12 protein-coding genes are annotated in these 18223 nt (G+C 44.5%); 4 read left to right on the top strand and 8 right to left on the bottom strand.

The window, feature by feature from the left end:
• Positions 1-299 precede the first annotated feature (299 nt).
• Positions 300-2408 (top strand): peptidylprolyl isomerase, encoded by a 2109-nt coding sequence (locus GWR21_RS19350; protein WP_162333338.1) that lies wholly within the window; start codon positions 300-302, stop codon positions 2406-2408.
• 145 nt (positions 2409-2553) lie between these two features.
• Positions 2554-3057 (top strand): DUF2480 family protein, encoded by a 504-nt coding sequence (locus GWR21_RS19345; RefSeq protein WP_162333337.1) that lies wholly within the window; start codon positions 2554-2556, stop codon positions 3055-3057.
• Here GWR21_RS19345 and corA read toward each other — a convergent pair whose 3' ends face one another.
• Complete coding sequence (corA, locus tag GWR21_RS19340) at positions 3058-4182, bottom strand: magnesium/cobalt transporter CorA (RefSeq protein ID WP_162333336.1); 1125 nt, start codon at positions 4180-4182, stop codon at positions 3058-3060.
• Between the two features lie 238 nt (positions 4183-4420).
• On the opposite strand from corA, the gene GWR21_RS19335 reads away from it, so the two are divergent.
• Together GWR21_RS19335 and GWR21_RS19330 are read left to right on the top strand one after the other, a co-directional pair.
• Positions 4421-5425, top strand: coding sequence for a hypothetical protein (locus GWR21_RS19335; RefSeq protein WP_162333335.1), 1005 nt, complete (start codon positions 4421-4423; stop codon positions 5423-5425).
• Positions 5426-5988: 563 nt separating this feature from the next.
• Positions 5989-6540, top strand: coding sequence for a type 1 glutamine amidotransferase domain-containing protein (locus GWR21_RS19330; protein ID WP_162333334.1), 552 nt, complete (start codon positions 5989-5991; stop codon positions 6538-6540).
• A gap of 72 nt (positions 6541-6612) precedes the next feature.
• Here GWR21_RS19330 and GWR21_RS19325 read toward each other — a convergent pair whose 3' ends face one another.
• The 7 genes from GWR21_RS19325 to GWR21_RS19295 form a co-directional block, all read right to left on the bottom strand.
• Positions 6613-6984 (bottom strand): septal ring lytic transglycosylase RlpA family protein, encoded by a 372-nt coding sequence (locus GWR21_RS19325; protein WP_238429886.1) that lies wholly within the window; start codon positions 6982-6984, stop codon positions 6613-6615.
• Between the two features lie 58 nt (positions 6985-7042).
• Complete coding sequence (tamL, locus tag GWR21_RS19320) at positions 7043-9346, bottom strand: translocation and assembly module lipoprotein TamL (protein ID WP_162333332.1); 2304 nt, start codon at positions 9344-9346, stop codon at positions 7043-7045.
• A gap of 1 nt (position 9347) precedes the next feature.
• Positions 9348-14420 (bottom strand): translocation/assembly module TamB domain-containing protein, encoded by a 5073-nt coding sequence (locus tag GWR21_RS19315; RefSeq protein ID WP_162333331.1) that lies wholly within the window; start codon positions 14418-14420, stop codon positions 9348-9350.
• A 177-nt stretch (positions 14421-14597) separates the two neighbouring features.
• The gene (locus GWR21_RS19310) at positions 14598-15212 is read right to left on the bottom strand and encodes a hypothetical protein (RefSeq protein WP_162333330.1); all 615 of its coding nucleotides are present in this window, start codon (positions 15210-15212) and stop codon (positions 14598-14600) included.
• Positions 15213-15248: 36 nt separating this feature from the next.
• A complete protein-coding gene (locus GWR21_RS19305) occupies positions 15249-15860 on the bottom strand; it encodes a hypothetical protein (protein WP_162333329.1) in 612 nt (203 codons plus the stop codon).
• A gap of 107 nt (positions 15861-15967) precedes the next feature.
• Positions 15968-16558, bottom strand: a complete 591-nt coding sequence (locus GWR21_RS19300) for a hypothetical protein (RefSeq protein ID WP_162333328.1) — start codon at positions 16556-16558, stop codon at positions 15968-15970.
• A 173-nt stretch (positions 16559-16731) separates the two neighbouring features.
• On the bottom strand, positions 16732-18207 hold the full coding sequence (locus GWR21_RS19295) for a glutamate synthase subunit beta (protein ID WP_162333327.1): 1476 nt from the start codon (positions 18205-18207) through the stop codon (positions 16732-16734).
• Positions 18208-18223: the final 16 nt, after the last annotated feature.

Below are 18223 nucleotides of genomic sequence, written 5' to 3'. Positions count from 1 at the left end.
ATGTGGATGAAGAATTTGCCACTTCCAAAATGTGAATAACCAAACACATGGTTTTGGCATCACCCTTTTCCTGAAATAATGGCCTGTAGCCGTATTTAAAAATCAACAGGTGCAACCAATACCTGGTACAAAAATCATGACAAATGTGGATAACCTGTGAATGAAACTTGGAATACTTTTCACGATAAAATGCCCCAAACCCTTTACTGTATTGGGTTTCGGCGAATGAAAACCTTTTTGTAGTTACAATTATTTTATTCTATTTTTGCTTTCCTTAAAAAATTTAGACTATATAATATATGTCAGTTATTCAGAAGATCAGGGATAAATATGCCGTGGTGATCGTAGTAGTGATCTGCCTGGCTATTGTTAGTTTCCTGCTACAGGATGCCTTTTTTGGCAAAAACTCAATTATCCGCCGCTCCACGACTGTTGGTAAAGTAAACGGCGAGGAACTCGAATTTGCGGACTATCAGCAAATGATTAAGACTGCTGAGGACCGTATGCGTATGTCTAATGGGGGCGTGAATGAGCAAATCACTCAGCAGGCCCGTGAATCCGCATGGAACAAATTCCTGAGCGACAATATCTTGAATGCTCAGTACGAGAAACTGGGTATCGCGGTAACCGAAGAAGAGATCAAGGATCAATTCACCGGTCAAAATCCTAGTCCTATTATTACTCAACAGTTCACTGATGAGAAAACAGGAAAGTTTGACCGTGTACGTATGCAGCAGGTACTTGCCAGCATCGGCCAGGATAAAACCGGTCAGATGCGTGCCAGTCTACTCCAGCTGGAAGACTATATCGCTCAGTCAAGAGTTTCTGAGAAATATCTCTCCCTGATCAAACAGGCAGTTTATTATCCTAAATGGTTAGCTGAAAAGCAAATCCTGGATAACGCACAGACAGCATCTATTTCTTATGTATCCGTTCCGTATGCCTCTATCGCTGACTCTACTGTTAAAGTAACTGATGGCGAACTGAATGAGTTCATTAATAAACATAAAGAACTGTTCAAGGTAGAAGAATCCCGTAAAGTAGATTATATCGCTTTCAACGTGATCCCTTCAGCTGCTGATACAGCTGCTGCCCTGAAAGTACTGATGGATGCAAAACAGGAGTTGGATACTATCGGTAACAACGACATTGCTGCATTTATCAACCGTAACTCTGACCTGCCTTTTTATGATAGCTATGTGGCTAAGAGCGCACTGATGGTGCCTCAGAAAGATACATTGGTTAGCTTACCAGTAGGTGCTGTATTCGGACCTTATTATGATAACAACCTGATCGTTTATGCTAAAATGATCGATCGTAAGACTTTACCGGATAGCGTTAAAGTACGTCATATATTAATTGCTACCCAGAACCCACAGGGTGGTGGTTTACCTGATTCTATCGCTAAAGCTCGTATCGATAGTATCGAAAGAGCGTTTAAAGGTGGTGCTGACTTCAAAGCGCTCGTTGAACAATTTACAGACGACGTAAGAAGCAAACCAACCGGTGGTGAATATGATGTAACTCCTTCTACTGACTTCCTGAAAGAATTTAAAGATTTCGCACTGGAAAAACCTAAAGGTTCTATCGGAGTAGTAAAAACACAGGCTGGTTACCACCTGATCCAGATCATGGACCAGAAGAATGTGGGTTCCGCTGTTAAGATCGCGTACCTTGCTAAACCAGTAACGCCTAGCCGTGAAACTGACAGCAAAGCATACGCTCAAGCAAATGAGTTCGCTTCTAAGAACCGTGACCAGAAAACTTTCGAAAAAACTATTCAGGAGAAAGGTCTTAACAAACGTATTGCTGATAACCTCCGACCTATGGACTTCGTAATTCCAGGTATCGGCCAGGCTCGTGAGCTGGTTCGTTGGGCATATGATTCTGAAGCTGGTGCGGTAAGTAACGTATTCACTTTTGATAACACTTATGTAGTAGCTGTGCTGACTGCTGTTCGTGCTGAAGGTGTTGCGCCACTGGCTGATGTAAAACCTACTGTTGAAGCAGAAGTTAGAAAAGAAAAGAAAGCGGCTCAGATCATCGAAAAGATCAAATCTCCTGCTTCCCTGGCTGACGTTGCAAAAGCAACCGCGCAACCAGAGCAGAAAGCTGAAGGTATCGGTTTCGGTACTCCTTTCGTAGCTAGCATGGGCTTTGAGCCTCGCGTAGTAGGTGCAGCTTTCAACAAGAACTGGGGTACTGCTAAGGTTAGCTCACCAATCGAAGGTAACGCTGGTGTATATGTAGTAAAAGTTGATGCTTACCAGAACGCTGGTGGCGGTCAGGATCCTAAGAGCGTAAGCCGTGCTTATGAACAAAGCATGCTTGCTGCGCTGGATGGTCAGCTGTTTGCTGTGCTGAAAAAGCTGAGCAAGATCGAAGACAACCGTGGCAAATTCTTTTAAGGAATCTTCAATAACTGATTATAACAAAAAGCCCCAGGCCAACAGCCTGGGGCTTTTTGTTATAATCAGTTATACATCGAAAGCTGTCAATATAATTTCCGGGCAGCGATCCATTTTTTAGTAAATTTGTATAAAGCGATTTATCATGGAAGAGATTGTAAACAAGGTAGCACAGAGTGGAATCATTACGCTGGACCTTGAAGATTACTATCCAAAGGAAGAAATAGTCGAGTTTGATCTCAAGCCATACCTCTTTATGGAGATGATCCTCAAAGAGAAAGACTTTCGTACTAAATTACAGGAACTGGATTGGGAACAATACCGCAATAAAAATGTCGCGATCTTCTGTTCTGTCGATGCTGTCATACCCTTCTGGGCATATATGCTGGTGATGACATACCTCGAGCCTCTCGCTCATTTCGCAGCTTTCGGTGACAAGAGACATGTTCACCAGGTACAGTTCATGAAAAACCTTGCTGCGATAGATGTAACTGAATACAGCGATAAGCGCATTGTCATCAAGGGATGCGGAGATAAGGGAGCCGGTGAAGCTGCTTATGTAGAGATTACCAGGTTACTGAAACCGGTCGTAAAAAGCCTGATGTACGGAGAACCTTGCTCCACAGTACCTATTTATAAAAAGAAGTGATTAGAACCACTTCTTTTTTCTGAAAAAAATGATCATACCGACCAGCAGGAACAGCATAAGTCCCATAGTGTAGTAATATCCGTTCTTGGTGTGTAGCTCCGGCATATTGTCGAAGTTCATACCGTAAATGCCTACGATGAAAGTGAGCGGGGCCATGATTGTTGTTACGACCGCCAGCACCTTCATGATCTCGTTCATCTTGAGATTGATTTGGGTATGATAAAGATCCTGTACGTTGAGTAATACATCACGATAGTTTTCTGTCAGGTCATTGGCCTGTACAATATGGTCGTATACGTCTTTGAAGTATTTAGTTGTCCGCTCTTCCAGTAAGTCACTTTCACTCTTAAGAAACCCATTCACCAGTTCTCTTACTGGAGCGATGGCGCGTTTAAATAACAGCAACTCCTTTCGCAGCAAATTAATTCTTGCCTGTGCCCGTGTATTCGCCTGATGCTGTACAGCATCTTCCATTAACTCTATACGCTCGCCCAGTTTTTCAATGATGAGATAGTAGCTGTCTACAATAACATCTATCAGTGAATAGCAAAGATAATCTGCTCCTACTGAACGGATACGGGAATTATTAATGCGCAGTTTATCTCTTACATGATTGAAAACATCACGTTCCGCATCTTCCTGAAACGAGATTACGAAGTTCTTTCCCAGCACGATGCTGACCTGCTCCTGTTCAATAGTACAAGTCTCTGCATTGAAATACATCATAGGGAGAAGACAGAAAAGATGATCGCCTATCTCGTCCATTTTTGCCCGCTGTCCGATACTCATGATATCATCTTCCAGTAGTATATGCACACCCAGTTCTATACATATCCTGTGCACCGTTTCCTTATTAATACCATCCACATTGATCCACACCGTATTTTTGCTATCAATGTGCCTGAATATGGCAGCTACATCTCCTCCTTTCACTGTTACTTCCTCGAAATAAGTGTGACTATAATTAAAGATGGTGATCTTTTCACATTCAGTTGGTTTACGGGTCAACGGCCCCGTTACCGGATTGTAATTCATCAACCGTTGCTTCCTGGCCTTAAATGGATTTAAGGTCTCCAGTACATCTTGTATCGGTTGTATGGGCAATATGCGATTCGGCCTTGGCATTTGGACAGATTTATGCTGCGCTATTTTAAAGTTAAATTAAAATAGCCGTAACGCTGATTTAACAACTGGTCTTTATCTTGAGCGGATACTACCTACGACTGTTCACATAATAAGAATTATCAGGGATAACTGCTCCGCTTGTTAGCCAACCCACCGGTAATGACATGCTATTATGCTGACCTCAGTTTTGTATGTATAAAAATAGAGTGCTTTAAACAACTTGAGAAATAATAGGGCTATGCGTGTACTAATTTTTGTTGTGACCACATTATTGTCAGCCATATGCATTTTCAGTATGTATGAATGCAGACAAAAGCCTGCAGCTCCTTCGCAACAGATATTTTCCTGGTATACACCAGGAATAAAGAAGTTGGAGGCCAATGTGGATAAACTATGTACAGCACTTGCCACGAACCAGTCTTCAGCGACCATACACGAAGCCTTTTCCGCATCCAGAATTGCCTATAAAGAAATAGAGGTACTTGCAGCATATTTACATCCATCTACTGTCCAGTTGATGAATGGGCAGGGAGGTGATATGACCATGTACAGGAATGGTCATGCGTTTCAACAACTGGAATCTCTTATTTACCCTGAACTGCACGCTACAGATGCACAGCAGGCATATATAGCGGCCCGCAAACTGGCTGATGCGGTGAAAACATTATGTCAGGGAAATAACCACCCCGCTCCTACTGACGGCCAATTATTTGATGCGATGAGGCTGGAGCTCGTTCGGATCATATCGCTGGGTATCAGTGGGTTTGATTCTCCCCAAGCGTATCAGAGTCTCCGGGAAGCGGCAGCATCTTTGAGAGGCATAGAAAGTGTATGGAGCTTGTATACTGACCGTGTGAATATTTACAATCCTTCCCTGGTAAAATATACGGATGAACTGATAGATGCAGCTATCAGACAGTTAGAGCATTCAACAACGTCAACCTTCGACAGGCAATTGTTCATTTCAGATTATATGAACCATCTGTCTGTTAACTTCAAATTATCAAGAGAAGCACTGTCTATTCCTTATGATGATAATGCTTATGCACTGGATCCGGCAGCCTCGAATATATTTGCCAGAGATGCCGTTCATCCTTTATACTTTTCGGCCGATGCGCTACATGATTCGGCAGGCAACAATGATCCCCTGTATGAAATAAATGGACAGCAATTCCGGGCCAGTTACATGTATACGTTACTGCAACAGAACGGTGGACTCAATTCTGTTGCGGCGGATAATTAACACAAGAAGAACTGCCGGCGAAGGACTCACCGGCAGCAGATTGGCTATTTAAGACTAGGATATGGAAGACGATGGAAAATAATGTTATGGTCAGTATTCGCAGGCAGCACGCAAACAACTCCGTAAATGTTTACGAAGGAACACATGCAGTACAAAAAAGGGAATTAATAGAGATTGGATAATAACAATTCTTCAGCTTTCTCTTACATTATTAGCCCACAACACCATTGCAGCAATCCTGATTTAATTTGCATTCTCAGATGCCTGGTAGCAAGTCGTGTCTTCTGTATTCACAAGGATAAGTGTAAAACTGATTGCGCTGCAAGTAACATTAGCTGCCTAATAATTCCAAAAAAAACACCCCAATTGCCACATAAATGTGAGTTAAATGAGTATTGTGAACATTATTCTGAGTAAATAATTGCACAGCAACCCACTGAACGTCATACACATATATGCGTCGTATGCGCTATGGCCTTCATTTTACCTTTAGGAATCGTTTTTGTGTGAATAAATAGTAGTCCGAACTGATTATTACCTAACACCCATAAAACGATATAATCATGGAAAACAAACTCAGTAATAAAAAAGTGGCCGTTCTTGTGGCCGATGGTTTTGAAGAAGTCGAATTTACACAGCCGGTCGAAGCATTGAAAGAGGCTGGTGCATTGGTAGAAGTGGTATCGTTACATGATGGAGAGGTAAAGGCGTGGGCGGAAAAAGACTGGGGGAATACCTATCCTGTCGATAAGACTGTTGAGAGTGCTAATGCAAAAGATTATGATGCGCTTGTTCTGCCCGGTGGTGTAATGAATCCTGATCACCTGAGGGAAAATCAGGACGCGGTAAATTTCGTATCTGGCTTTTTTGATGATAGTAAACCAATTGCTGCTATCTGTCACGGTCCATGGACGCTGATAGAGACCGGAGAACTGAAAGGCAGAACGGTTACTTCCTACCCTTCGCTGAAAACAGATCTTACCAATGCGGGTGCCAATTGGGTAGACCAGGAAGTAGTGGTAGACAATGGTTTAGTGACCAGCCGCAATCCGAATGACCTGCCTGCTTTCTGCAGAAAAATGGTGGAAGAGATTGGTGAAGGTGTACACGCTTGATATTAAGGTTTCCAATAAATAAAGGCGATATCAGTGTATGATATCGCCTTTTCTGTTATTGATAAATATCTTCTATCCCTTCTTCTTCTTCTTATACTTCACTTCCACCGGCGCGACACCCGTTGTCACCATACCCAGCTTCCGGGCAGCTTTCTTTGATACATCAATGACCCTGCCTTCAGCAAATGGTCCGCGGTCATTGATACGCACTTTTACAGAACGTCCGTTAGACACATTCACGACAGTCACTTTTGTACCAAATGGCAAGGTCCGGTGAGCTGCGGTGAGTTGCCCCTGTCTGAATATTTCTCCGCTGGCAGTTTTACGGCCTTCAAACTTATCCGCATAGTAAGATGCTTTTCCTGTCTCTGTAACTTTTTTGCTGCAGGCAGTGAAGCAGAACATTGTTCCGAGCAGCAGTAATGCATGGCGTGTATATTTCATTATTATCATAGGTCGTTTTTAAAAAATGGGCGGGATATTCCCGCCCAAGGTAAAGAAATCAGAAAGGATATCCAATCGCAATGTTCAGAATAAGATTTTCTTTACGCCAGTCTGGATCGCCCAACTTAATATCTTTTATTACCCATCTTTCGTCGGATGGGAGCCATGGCTTACGAAGAGGGAAGGCCAGATCGAGCCTGACTACGATGATAGACGCATCTACACGAAGACCAACACCTCCATCTACCGCCATCTGGTTGCCAAAACTGCTGGCTTTGAATTTACTACCCGGTTTGGTCGGGATATCTTTTTTCAGCCAGATATTACCCGCGTCTACAAAGACGGCCGCATTGAATATGCCGGTCAGCTTTGCCCGCAGTTCAGAGTTAAATTCAAATTTAATATCCCCGGCTTCATTGGCCAGGTACTGGCTGGTCGTATCTCTGTATGAGCCCGGACCAAGTGTTCTGGCGCGAAAACCCCGAAGGCTGCTACTACCTCCAATAAAGTATTGCTTTACAAAAGGTAGGGTGGTTGAATTACCGTAAGGCATACCAAAGCCGGCGAAAACACGGTTTACCCAGGTCAGTTTGCGGTTGAGTTTCCAGTAGTGCCTGATATCACCGGTAAGACGTATATACTGTGCAAATGGAGATCCAACGATCTTTCTGGCATCATCTTTCTTAGGCACCACCAGGCCTGCCAGGTTACCGGAATAATCCAGGTCACCATTCATGTAGAAGCTGTGTTCCCTGTTATCCGACTGATTATTATATGTAACGGTATAGTTACCGCCCAGTATAAATTGTTTTTCAATAGCCGCCCGCTGACTCGGGTCATTCACCAGGATACTATCATATCCTGGTGTGGTGCTGGTTGGCAATACATATGTAATAGCAATTGGCGACCACTTATGTTCCAGGTACTGCGTTTGCCGCCAGATATACTGGAACTGGAAGGAATAGGCATTCAGGTTATAGAGCTGGCTACGGCTGAACAACTCATAACTTACACTGATGCGGGTGCGTGGGACATATGGTGTACGCACATTGAAATTAAAAAGAGGCTGCCAGAAACGAGGAATGGTAACAGCTGCTTCTGCCTTCAGATTATAGGAGTTGCCGCCGAGCAAGGGGCTGTTATCAGCTGCTTTCCGGCCACCTACCTGCCATTCCATACCTCCGGATAATATAATTTCCAGTAAGTTGGCTGCATGTAGCCAGTTGCGGTTCCTGGAAGTGATCCTTATTTCAGAACCGACAAAGTTGTTTGACTTGGATGTACCTCTTAACTCAGCAGACAAACTCCTGCGTGGATAGGGTGTAAGGAAGAAACTTGCGTTCAGCCGGGAGCTGTCTCCTCTAACTGTTCTGAACTGACCTTTTACAAACTTGAAAGTGCCAAGGTCCGTCAAACGCCGGAGTGTAAGATTGTGATTGGTCAATCTATATAAACTGTCTGGCTTGAGGAAGACAGATTTATCAAAGACACTGGGTCTGAACTTTTTAGTAGAGTCAACAATCCTGATATGATTGTATTGCACTGGTGTACCCCTACGGCTCATGGAGTCATTATCCAGGGAATAGTTAGGGTACAACGTAATGTTTTTCATGCGATATGCCCTGCGGGCAGCTTCTGGCGTTTCGTCCTTTATCTTCAGATACAGGTCTACCATGCCATTGTTTGTGCTGTCTACTTCTACCAGCAGGTGATCAGGAGTAAAATAATAATATCCCTGATCCTTTAAGATAATATGTACACGGTTCCGCTCTGCCACCACGCTATCCAGTCTGTAAGGACGATTAAGTTTTAACGAACTTCCTTCCTTTGCTGCCGCAACAGCTTTGCCCAAGGCACTGGAATCGGTCAGATACGTGACACTCTTAATCCGGTAGCGGTGATTAGGGGTAACAGTATATGTGATGGACGCTTTTTTCTTTCCGCTGTTCTTGATCTCAGAGGCAATAGCTGCCTGGAAGAAGCCATTGTCTACCAGGTATTGTTCCAGCACGTTTGCTGTATAGTCAGGTTTAGCACTGCTAAGTAATACCGGTGGTTCTCCCCATTTCTTTCTGAGCAGGTAGTTGAGCCCTTTGCCTTTGGGTTCATTTCCCAGGTTATAGAACCATAGTTTGAAAGGCATACCGGCAAACTTACGGTTAGGTTTCGGCCTCGTCTGGCTGTTCATTTCAGCTGAAAGCGTGCTGTAGTCACGGGGTTTCTTTCCCTCCCACTTGACATTGGCACCAGTGTATAACCGGTCGTTGTCTGGAACCGTCCTGGTAGTGCTACAGGCACAGATGCACATGGCAATCAGTGCTGCGCTAACAGTGGATGATATATACCTGTTTCCTTTGATCATCTTATTTTTTGCTCACGGTTTTCTTATTGCGGAGTCGTTCTGTTTTCTGCTGGGCTTTGGCCCTGTGGAATATTTCCCGGAATTCATCATAGTCCATGATCAATGCAAATGCAACCCCCGTTTCTACAACCTGGCCCTGGATCACTGTGCTATTGTCATTACGCTGATACACCCTGACACGATAGCGGCCGTCTTTTGTCAGTTTATATTCCACTGATATATCACCTACCAGTGTAGAGGGATTGGCCTGGTTCTCTCCTTCCAGCATCACGTTTGAGCCAACAGACACAGACAGTCTTTCGTTGAACAGTTGCTTGGATGCTCCTACTTTCAAATTGGTGGTTTGCTGCGCACTACCGGTGGAATAGTCTTCTCTTGTTTCTAAGTCAAAGTTCAGATCTACCCCTTTGATGAGATTACCAGCGAGGTTATTCAATTGTTGTGAAAGGATCTTGCTCACGCTCTGACGGGCCATATTACTCACACCAAAATCTCCGCTTCCACCACCATCACCGGCGAGTGGGTCTTCTGGTATAAACTGGTTAAGCACCAGTAATCCCATTACCTGCTTATTCAGTTCTGATGGTATCTGGTTGATCTGTTTTAGACGATTATATACGCTTCCGTTAAAAGCATTCTGTTCTGCTTCCGGCATATCCAGTTCGAAGGATATTTCGGGTTTCATCATCTGTCCTTTGATGCGGAGGTATACATAGAAAGGCAGTTTCTGACGATACCTGTTTCTATCAGATTCAGACATATTCGGATTGGTGAGCTGGTCCTGTACCAGGTCTGCGGCAGTAGCATTGACCGTATAGCGTGCAGTAATGTTCAGATCAGCATCCATAGCATCGCCACTGAAAGTAATGGTACTTCCCTTTTCAATACTGAAAGAACGTTTGATCAACTGGTTGAGCGACATCTCATACTTACCCTCTGAGATCTCATAGCGGCCGGTCAGGCTCATTTTGCTGCTTGCGTCCAGTGTGGCATTAATACTGGCAGTACCCTGTGCCTGTACATAGTCACCATTCAAAGGATCGATGATGATCTTAATAATGGACTCCGGTGTGATTTCAGCGTTACCTGAAAGGTTAATGCCTTTCAGGCGCGGATTCTGAAAACGGAGACTATCAGCAGCTCTTATCAGTGCGGAGTCTACAGGATTCGATTTATCTACGAATACCATTACCCCTTCTCTGTTGGCAACGCCTGGTTCTTCTGTGGGCAGGGTAATCGTTACCTTGGATTTATCTTTGAGCTTAACATTGGCATCCACCCTCGGAAGGTCCATATTTCCTCTTACGGAGATACGTGTATCAATAAACGCCGGACCATAATATAGCTGGTCAGGGTTTTGTTGTTCACCCAGCACCATGAAGTTATCTGAGTTTACAGTCATGTTAAAGTTGTAGTTGGTAAAGTCCCGGGTATTGACACGTCCATTTACAACCATTTCGTTACCAAGGCTGTCAGCTACAACAAACTGTTGGAACTGAATACCTCTTTCATCCAGCTGGATGTTTTCATCTGGTAGTGTCAGCGGTGTTCCTATATACGTAATAGTACCACCAGCATTGTTAAAATGAATGTTTCCCAATACTTTAGGCTTGTCTCTAGTACCTGTGATTGTGAACTTCCCATCTGCACTTCCATGCATACGCGATACATTACCAAACGTAAATGCTTCTATGGACGCCATGTTGAGATTGTTGATATTCACATTGGCGTTAATAGTAGAGTCGTATGTTCCGTCTACTTTCACATCATTTTGATTGCCTGTCAGGTTAGCAGCCAGTTTATACTGACCTGCCTGCGGAGTTTCGACATTCGCCTCCAGTGTACCAACCGAAGTGCCTCTGAATACCAGTGAATCTATTTTTAATTTACTGGTTATCAGTGGAGATTTATCCAGATTAGTGACTGTAGCATCTGCATTTAGAATACCATTGGCTAGCAGGGTATCGCTGGAAAGCAAGCTTGTTACAGTTGATAATTTGAAGTCTTTAATGGTGGCTTTCAGCGGAGGCAGATTACCATGTACGCTATCAGCCAGCGTTTGTATCTGTATGGACTGGTTCTGATATGATAGTGTCAGTTGTGCTGAATCAGGGTTACCATTGTTCAGATGGATATGATTGCCTTCGTCTACTCTCCATTGCTGTTTGTTCAGGAGCAGGTCCGTTTTTAGAGACAGGTCCATCACATTGGCTGGCAGGAAATACACGTAGCCGCCCATCTTATATTTGGGATCCCTTTTGATATCATCTACCAACAGGTCCCAGTCTACTTTCCCACTCTCGGCACTGGCTTTCAGTTGAGTATGATTTAACGGCGCGATAGGGTGGTAAAGTCTGGCCATGTCAACAACAGTGGTCAGCGCAGTATCCTGTATTTGAGCGGTGAGCGTCATACTATCTACCCGGATAGAGTCGTAGGTAAGTTTCAGTAAGGAGGCATTTAATGCAAGCAAGCTACTATCTGAGTTCAGGCGACCGGTGACAATAAGTGGCTGTTCCATACGAAGACCAGGTGCCATATTTTTCAGGCTGCGGGGCCAAGATAGGGCGGCATTCCATTGTAACAGTTGCCCGGCGGGCAATTTCACTAGCTTCGCGCTATCGTATGGCTGTAGCGGTTTATTGATCAACGCGCCAAAGGCGCTACCTACCTTCGTATAGTCTATATGCCCATTGGCGTTTACAAAGCCGAAAGGCCCTGTCAGCGAAATGTATTGCTGATCTTCATATTTAGCAGTAAGCGCTATTGTATCTATTGGGAATACCTGTCCGTTAGTAGCGATCTGCCAGTTATGCAGGAAGGCATTGCCCGTTAATCTTTGTGGATCGAGACTACTAAAGTCGGCAGCCAGGTTTCCCTTCAGTATCATGGGTGAATTGTACCAGTTCGTCGCATACAGGTCCGCTTTGTCCATTTGCAGGTTGGCCTGTAAGGTGCTTACACTGGTATCATTCATAGTTGCATCCACATTAAAATTGAGGGTGATGCTGGTATCCGTACTCTGTCCTTCAGCATGCAACTGCTGTTTGTCAATATTACCGTTAATATCTATCCCCCGATAGGTGTAACCGTTGTAGGTAGCGGCATCCAGATTTATCGCAGCCCTGGCTACCATCCCCGGAAAAGTATACCCCTGCCCCGTTGCCAGCATTCTTCCACTGATCCAGCCCATAGTCGTATCATATAATAATACGCCCGGATTGGCTTTGAAAGAAGACAGATTCACATCATAACGGGCACGTATACTATCCATGATATTGACCAGATGAGCAGCAATTTGGGCGTTGGCAGAACTGCTGGTCAGCTGAAGCCGGGTTTTAATATCCTGTATGCCTCCCAGTACACTACCAGTAATGATCATGTGCTCTGGAAGCCGTGGGGTATCGGGCATTGTGCCTGGCGGTAACCAGGAACGGAGCGGCTTGTTACCTGATTCAATATATATGGAAGGAAGATTGGCTGCGAAATGATCAGGGTCAGTAGCGTGTGCTATTTCTCCGCTTGTGCGGATGCGATTACCCTTATTGTCGGCAACCCGCAGGGTTTCTATGATCAGCTTACCTAGGTTGCCTTTTAAGACTGCGGTTACGTCTATCTCTTTATCCCACAATGGTTTCATCGAGGGATTTTTACGGGAGTCGGGCACAAACGGCAGCCATTCACCCAGCGAAATATGTGAAGAGTCTATATTCGCCCGGAGCTGTAGCAGATCCATATTTTCTGACATTGTAGCCCATGATGGAACGTCAACAGCGATTTGCTTACGGAGCAGGGTTTTGTTGGTTTGGAGTAACATGTTCTCCAACGCCAGGGACTGCTGTGTGAAAATCACATTGAAATGTCCCTCTTTGACAGCAAAGCCCGATTTTTCCCTTACTTCCAGCTTTTTCAGAGAAGCACTGATCGTATCAGGATTATAAGCTATATTGGAAACTGAGGTGTTGAAATTATAGAGGAAGAGATGATTAAAGTCGGGATCATTGCCTGCACCCCTGGTTGGTGGGGCCGCATTGTTGTCAAATTTGACGTCTATCTGTTCCAGTTCCGCCTTGGTTGCCAGCACTTTCCATGTGTTTGGAGCAGTGCTATCTGCCGGAATAGGTGTTGAAGTATCTTTCGCTGCGGCTAATGTAAAGGCACCAGCAGTATTACCGATCTTCAGACTACCCAGCTGTACCAGGGTAGAGTCCATGTCGATGCTTGAATTCAGCAATTCCAGTTTACCAATACGCCACACCGTTGATATACCACTCGCCTCATCCTTGTAAAGGAAGGAGCTGTTCTTAATCTGGAGTTTTTTGAGCAACAGATGAAAAGGTGTGCTGGCAGTATCTGCCGGAGCAGGCGGAGGAGCTGCATTGGTAATAGCTTTGGGACGATATTCCTGTGAATAAAGACCTTTCAGGCCAACTAATTCGATGCCCCGGAAAGCATATAATCCTTCATCCATCAAGAGATCATCCGGGTCTACATGCAGGTATTCCAGGTACATTACAGCCGTCATCCCGCCTTCTGCATCTGCAAAACGAAGTCTTATCTTACGGAGATTAACATCTTTTATTTTGAACTGTAAGGTAGTGCCTGTCTCTGCCGAAAGTGTATCAGGAATTGTATCCTTTGAAACGAAGGCATCCATTACGAACTGGTAATTAAAGGTGCTATCCCCCTGATTACGATAGACATTCACCAGGACAGAATCCCATTCCAGTCCATTAACCTGTAACTCATTGTTGAGAAATGCCAACAGATTGTACCTGACTTTCAGGGAGCCGGAGTAAAGCAGGGCTTTAGACGAGGGATCAGCAACGTACACATCTCTGAGTTCCAGATACTGCCAGCCGCGCATGCGGAGGTAGCCAATCTTTACCTGAGTATGAAGTTTCTTTTTGAGGTATTGTTCTCCCTGCCGGCGGATGAAATCCTGCACAGGATCGAGCTGTAAAAGCAATACTGCCATAACAGGCAGTATCAGCAGGACGACAAGCGCCCACAATAACCACCGCCACCAGGGACGACCATGATGTTTCTCTTCGGTTGTAGATGGATCTGTCACTACGAAAAAGGTTACATAGTAAATTACTGAAATAAAACGCTTTAGGGCACTTCTGGTTTACATAGGTAATCAAACAAATACTGTACCTGCTCAGCTATTCCCCAATTAAAAAAGCGTCCTGCTACTCACAGGACGCTATCATATAAAAAGGTGTTTATCAGCTCAATTGGCAGATTTTCACCAGGTTGGTGTGTTCCGCTGATTGAATTTCTGTATATAATATACCAGTTTGTTCTTATTTTGTTTATCGTCGTTGAATTCCCGTAGTAACGCCGTATCATTTGGCAGGATATAACGGCGCATATTGAACAGCGTCAGGTCATATACATCGCCGGTAGCCAGATTCAGCACCCTTTTATCAGCTGTCGGCGGCGGCGTATTATTGAAAACCATGCCTTCTGTTGCTCTGTTTGCCGGGGCAGAGGTAATGGCATTAATGCGGTAAAGGCAATAGTATCCGATTTCTTCCAGCTTATTTAGTCCGTTGTCTTTTATATATATAGATACACCATCGGAATATCCCCAGAACTTCCTCACTTTCTGTTCCTGTCCTGTAGAATCAATGATCCTCAGTTCATTGGGTGCAGACAGCAGGTATACCTGCGCTGCCGGCGTCCTGTTCTTGACAACCAGGGTGCCTGTTACGGACGGGTTGTTAGCACGAAACTCCTGGAATGTCTTGTATACGCCTTTTTTATATTGACGGGTATCATACACCGTATTGCCTACCTGTGCGGAAATGTTGTGCGCAATGGCTGTGCAGAACATGAATAAAAGTACTAACTGCCTCATAGACAACAAATTTACTGTTTTTAGAGCAGGCAACGATTAGGAAGGTAGTACAAGCTGCCGTTCCATATCTTCGATGATCATCATACGCAATTGTTTGAAGAAGTTTTTTTTACCAAACTTCGTTTCAAGAGAAAGCGTACTAAACCAGAGAGAAGTATTATTTTCTTCCAGCAGCAGTTCAAATTCATTCTTAACGTATCTGTTGTTCTCATATCCAAAAGGAGCGACTATATTGGTTCTTCTCAGGTCAATAGGCACGATCCCAATTTCCCTTTTGTTATTCATGGTATTAGATACCGGATTGAGATGAAAAACAACATCGGGTTCCCAGCTTTTGCTGCTTTCCAGTACAGCAGCAGTATTTACTTTCGATTTATCACCAAGGAACTGATATTTACATTCAATGTTCTTTGTTTTAAATCCTTTGATCAGCTCAGCTGCAAGCATGTCTACAAATGCATGCGCCTGTATGTTGCCTTCCCCGACAATCAGTATTTTTTTAAAATGTTTCACACTATCCAGGGGATGTTCTACAGGCGATAATTTAATATCTGGCAGCTGGGCTTTTGCAATAAAGAATACAAATGATGCTAACAGCAGTAATAACGCTACTCTCATAAACAGGTAAGGGATGGGATTTAATTGCACACCAAATATATAACAAATCCCGACGCCTGATCATGCATGCACCTGAAAGTGCAGGAGCTGGCCTGTATGTAAAGATTTGTCGTATAGGGTTGGTATACAACCTGGTATCAGGATTGGGCCAGTACATGCTGTTTTCTCAGCCCGGCGAGGATCATTTTCCCGATACGTCTGAAAATAGTCGGCCGCCCTGCTTCAATAACGGTGAATAGTCTGGCTGACCAGACATGATCGTCTTCTGTGTCAATTAATTTGACATCAAAGGTATTAGTAAGATATAGTTCTGCTGAGGGACTCGAGAAACGCATGCTATTATTTAGAGAATTCACGACAGGCGCATAAGTATATCCCATTTTTTCTGTCGTAGTAGACGGTACAAAACGAAGTATCGCATCTGGCGCCCATGCTTTCGCTTTTTCCAGTGCGGCATCAGTATCCGCATTGTCTTTCAGCCGGTCGCCCAGAAACTGGTATTTACATTCAATCTGTAATGATTTGAGTGCTTTTCCCAGCTCTGCAGAGAGGTTTTCCACATACATGCGCGACTGCATGTTACCTTCTGTAACGATCAGGAGTTTATGATAACTTTTAACGGAATCCAGTTTGTGTTCAGTGACATCCAGTTTAAGGATGGTCCTTCTCTGGGAAAAGGCAGGCAGCAGCAGGCATACGCTGATCAGGGACAGTAAAAATGTTTTCATAGGGATCTGGAGGAATACAATTTATATATTCAAAGATATAGAAATTCCTGCCGGCAGTTCCTGGCATGCAAAAGGCCGGGTAAAAACCCGGCCCGGCTGAAGGTTACAACAAAATCTAAACCTGCTTATGAGATTCTTTAGATTATAAATTGATCACTGCGGTGATGGTAGTATTACACTGCCATTGCCTGCAGGGAATGATCTTTACTTTCAAGTTGAGAGGCCCCCATCAGGAATTCATCTACTTTTCTTGCGCACTCACGTCCTTCGCTGATGGCCCATACTACCAGGGATTGACCACGACGCATATCACCTGCGGCAAATACCTTGGAGATGGAAGTCTGGAATGCTTTTTCACCGGCTTTCACATTACCGCGCTCGTCTCTGTCTACACCCAGTTCATCGAGGAGACCCGTATGTTGCGGATGTAAGAAGCCCATTGCCAGGAATGCCAGTTCACAAGGGATCTCCTGTTCGGTGCCAGGTACTTCTTTGAAGCTACCGGGTCTGCCATCAGGACCTAATGCCCATTCCAGCTTTACTATTTTTAATCCTTTGAGATTTCCGTTTTCGTCACCTACAAATTCTTTGGTACCGATGGCCCATTCACGGTTTGCTCCTTCTTCATGAGAAGAAGAAGTTTTCAGCACCATAGGATACGTTGGCCAGGGCATATACGTAGTACGTTCGCCCGGAGGTTTTGGTAACAGCTCCAGCTGTGTGATACTTATTGCGCCGTGACGGTTGGAAGTACCTACACAATCAGAACCGGTATCACCGCCACCGATGACAACTACATTTTTACCTGTTGCAAGGATGTCTTCTCCGTCTACAGCACGTTCGCTCACGCGTTTGTTCTGCTGTTTCAGGAAGTCCATCGCATAGTGTACACCTTTCAGCTGACGGCCAGGGATACCCAGGTCGCGTGGAATAGTGGAACCACCAGCCAGTACGATCGCATTATATTCACGCAGCAGATCGTTCACGCCTACATTTACGCCTACGTTTGCATTACAATTGAATACGATACCTTCTTCTTCCATCAGTTTTACACGGCGGTCGATCACCCATTTCTCCAGTTTGAAGTCAGGGATACCGTAACGCAGCAAGCCACCTGGAGCATCGTCTCTCTCGAATACGGTTACACTGTGACCAGCGTAGTTCAGCTGAGCAGCAGCGGCCAGTCCGGCAGGACCAGAACCAATTACTGCTACTTTTTTGCCAGTACGTACTCTCGGTGTTTTCGCCTGTACGAGTCCTTTATCAAAAGCGATCTCAATAATGTGACGCTCGATTTCTTCAATCGCTACAGGCGGTTGATTGATACCCAGTACACAGGCACTTTCACATGGCGCAGGACAGATCCTGCCTGTGAATTCCGGGAAGTTATTGGTACTGGTTAATATTTCGTAAGCTTCTTTCCAGTCCTTATGATACACGGCATCATTGAACTCAGGGATCACATTACCCAGAGGGCAACCGCTGTGACAGAAAGGAACGCCACAGTTCATGCAGCGCGCAGACTGTTCATTCAGTTTTGAATCTGAATACTTTTCCACGAATTCATTATAATGTTGGACTCTTTCCTTTGCAGGAGCTTTACCCGGCATCTCCCGGGTAAATTCCATGAATCCTGTTGGTTTGCCCATTTGTCTCTTTCGTTAG

Origin of the sequence: Chitinophaga agri, assembly GCF_010093065.1 — a bacterium.
Lineage (GTDB): Bacteria > Bacteroidota > Bacteroidia > Chitinophagales > Chitinophagaceae > Chitinophaga > Chitinophaga agri.
The sequence above is the reverse complement of the archived record's forward strand: the minus strand, read 5'-3'. Positions and strand labels throughout refer to the sequence as shown.

Excerpts from the sequence above, each read along its gene's own strand:
- GWR21_RS19350 (WP_162333338.1), top strand. The coding sequence starts at position 300 with ATGTCAGTTATTCAGAAGATCAGGGATAAATATGCCGTGGTGATCGTA.
- GWR21_RS19345 (WP_162333337.1), top strand. The coding sequence starts at position 2,554 with ATGGAAGAGATTGTAAACAAGGTAGCACAGAGTGGAATCATTACGCTG.
- corA (WP_162333336.1), bottom strand. The coding sequence starts at position 4,182 with ATGCCAAGGCCGAATCGCATATTGCCCATACAACCGATACAAGATGTA.
- GWR21_RS19335 (WP_162333335.1), top strand. The coding sequence starts at position 4,421 with ATGCGTGTACTAATTTTTGTTGTGACCACATTATTGTCAGCCATATGC.
- GWR21_RS19330 (WP_162333334.1), top strand. The coding sequence starts at position 5,989 with ATGGAAAACAAACTCAGTAATAAAAAAGTGGCCGTTCTTGTGGCCGAT.
- GWR21_RS19325 (WP_238429886.1), bottom strand. The coding sequence starts at position 6,984 with ATGAAATATACACGCCATGCATTACTGCTGCTCGGAACAATGTTCTGC.
- tamL (WP_162333332.1), bottom strand. The coding sequence starts at position 9,346 with ATGATCAAAGGAAACAGGTATATATCATCCACTGTTAGCGCAGCACTG.
- GWR21_RS19310 (WP_162333330.1), bottom strand. The coding sequence starts at position 15,212 with ATGAGGCAGTTAGTACTTTTATTCATGTTCTGCACAGCCATTGCGCAC.
- GWR21_RS19300 (WP_162333328.1), bottom strand. The coding sequence starts at position 16,558 with ATGAAAACATTTTTACTGTCCCTGATCAGCGTATGCCTGCTGCTGCCT.
- GWR21_RS19295 (WP_162333327.1), bottom strand. The coding sequence starts at position 18,207 with ATGGGCAAACCAACAGGATTCATGGAATTTACCCGGGAGATGCCGGGT.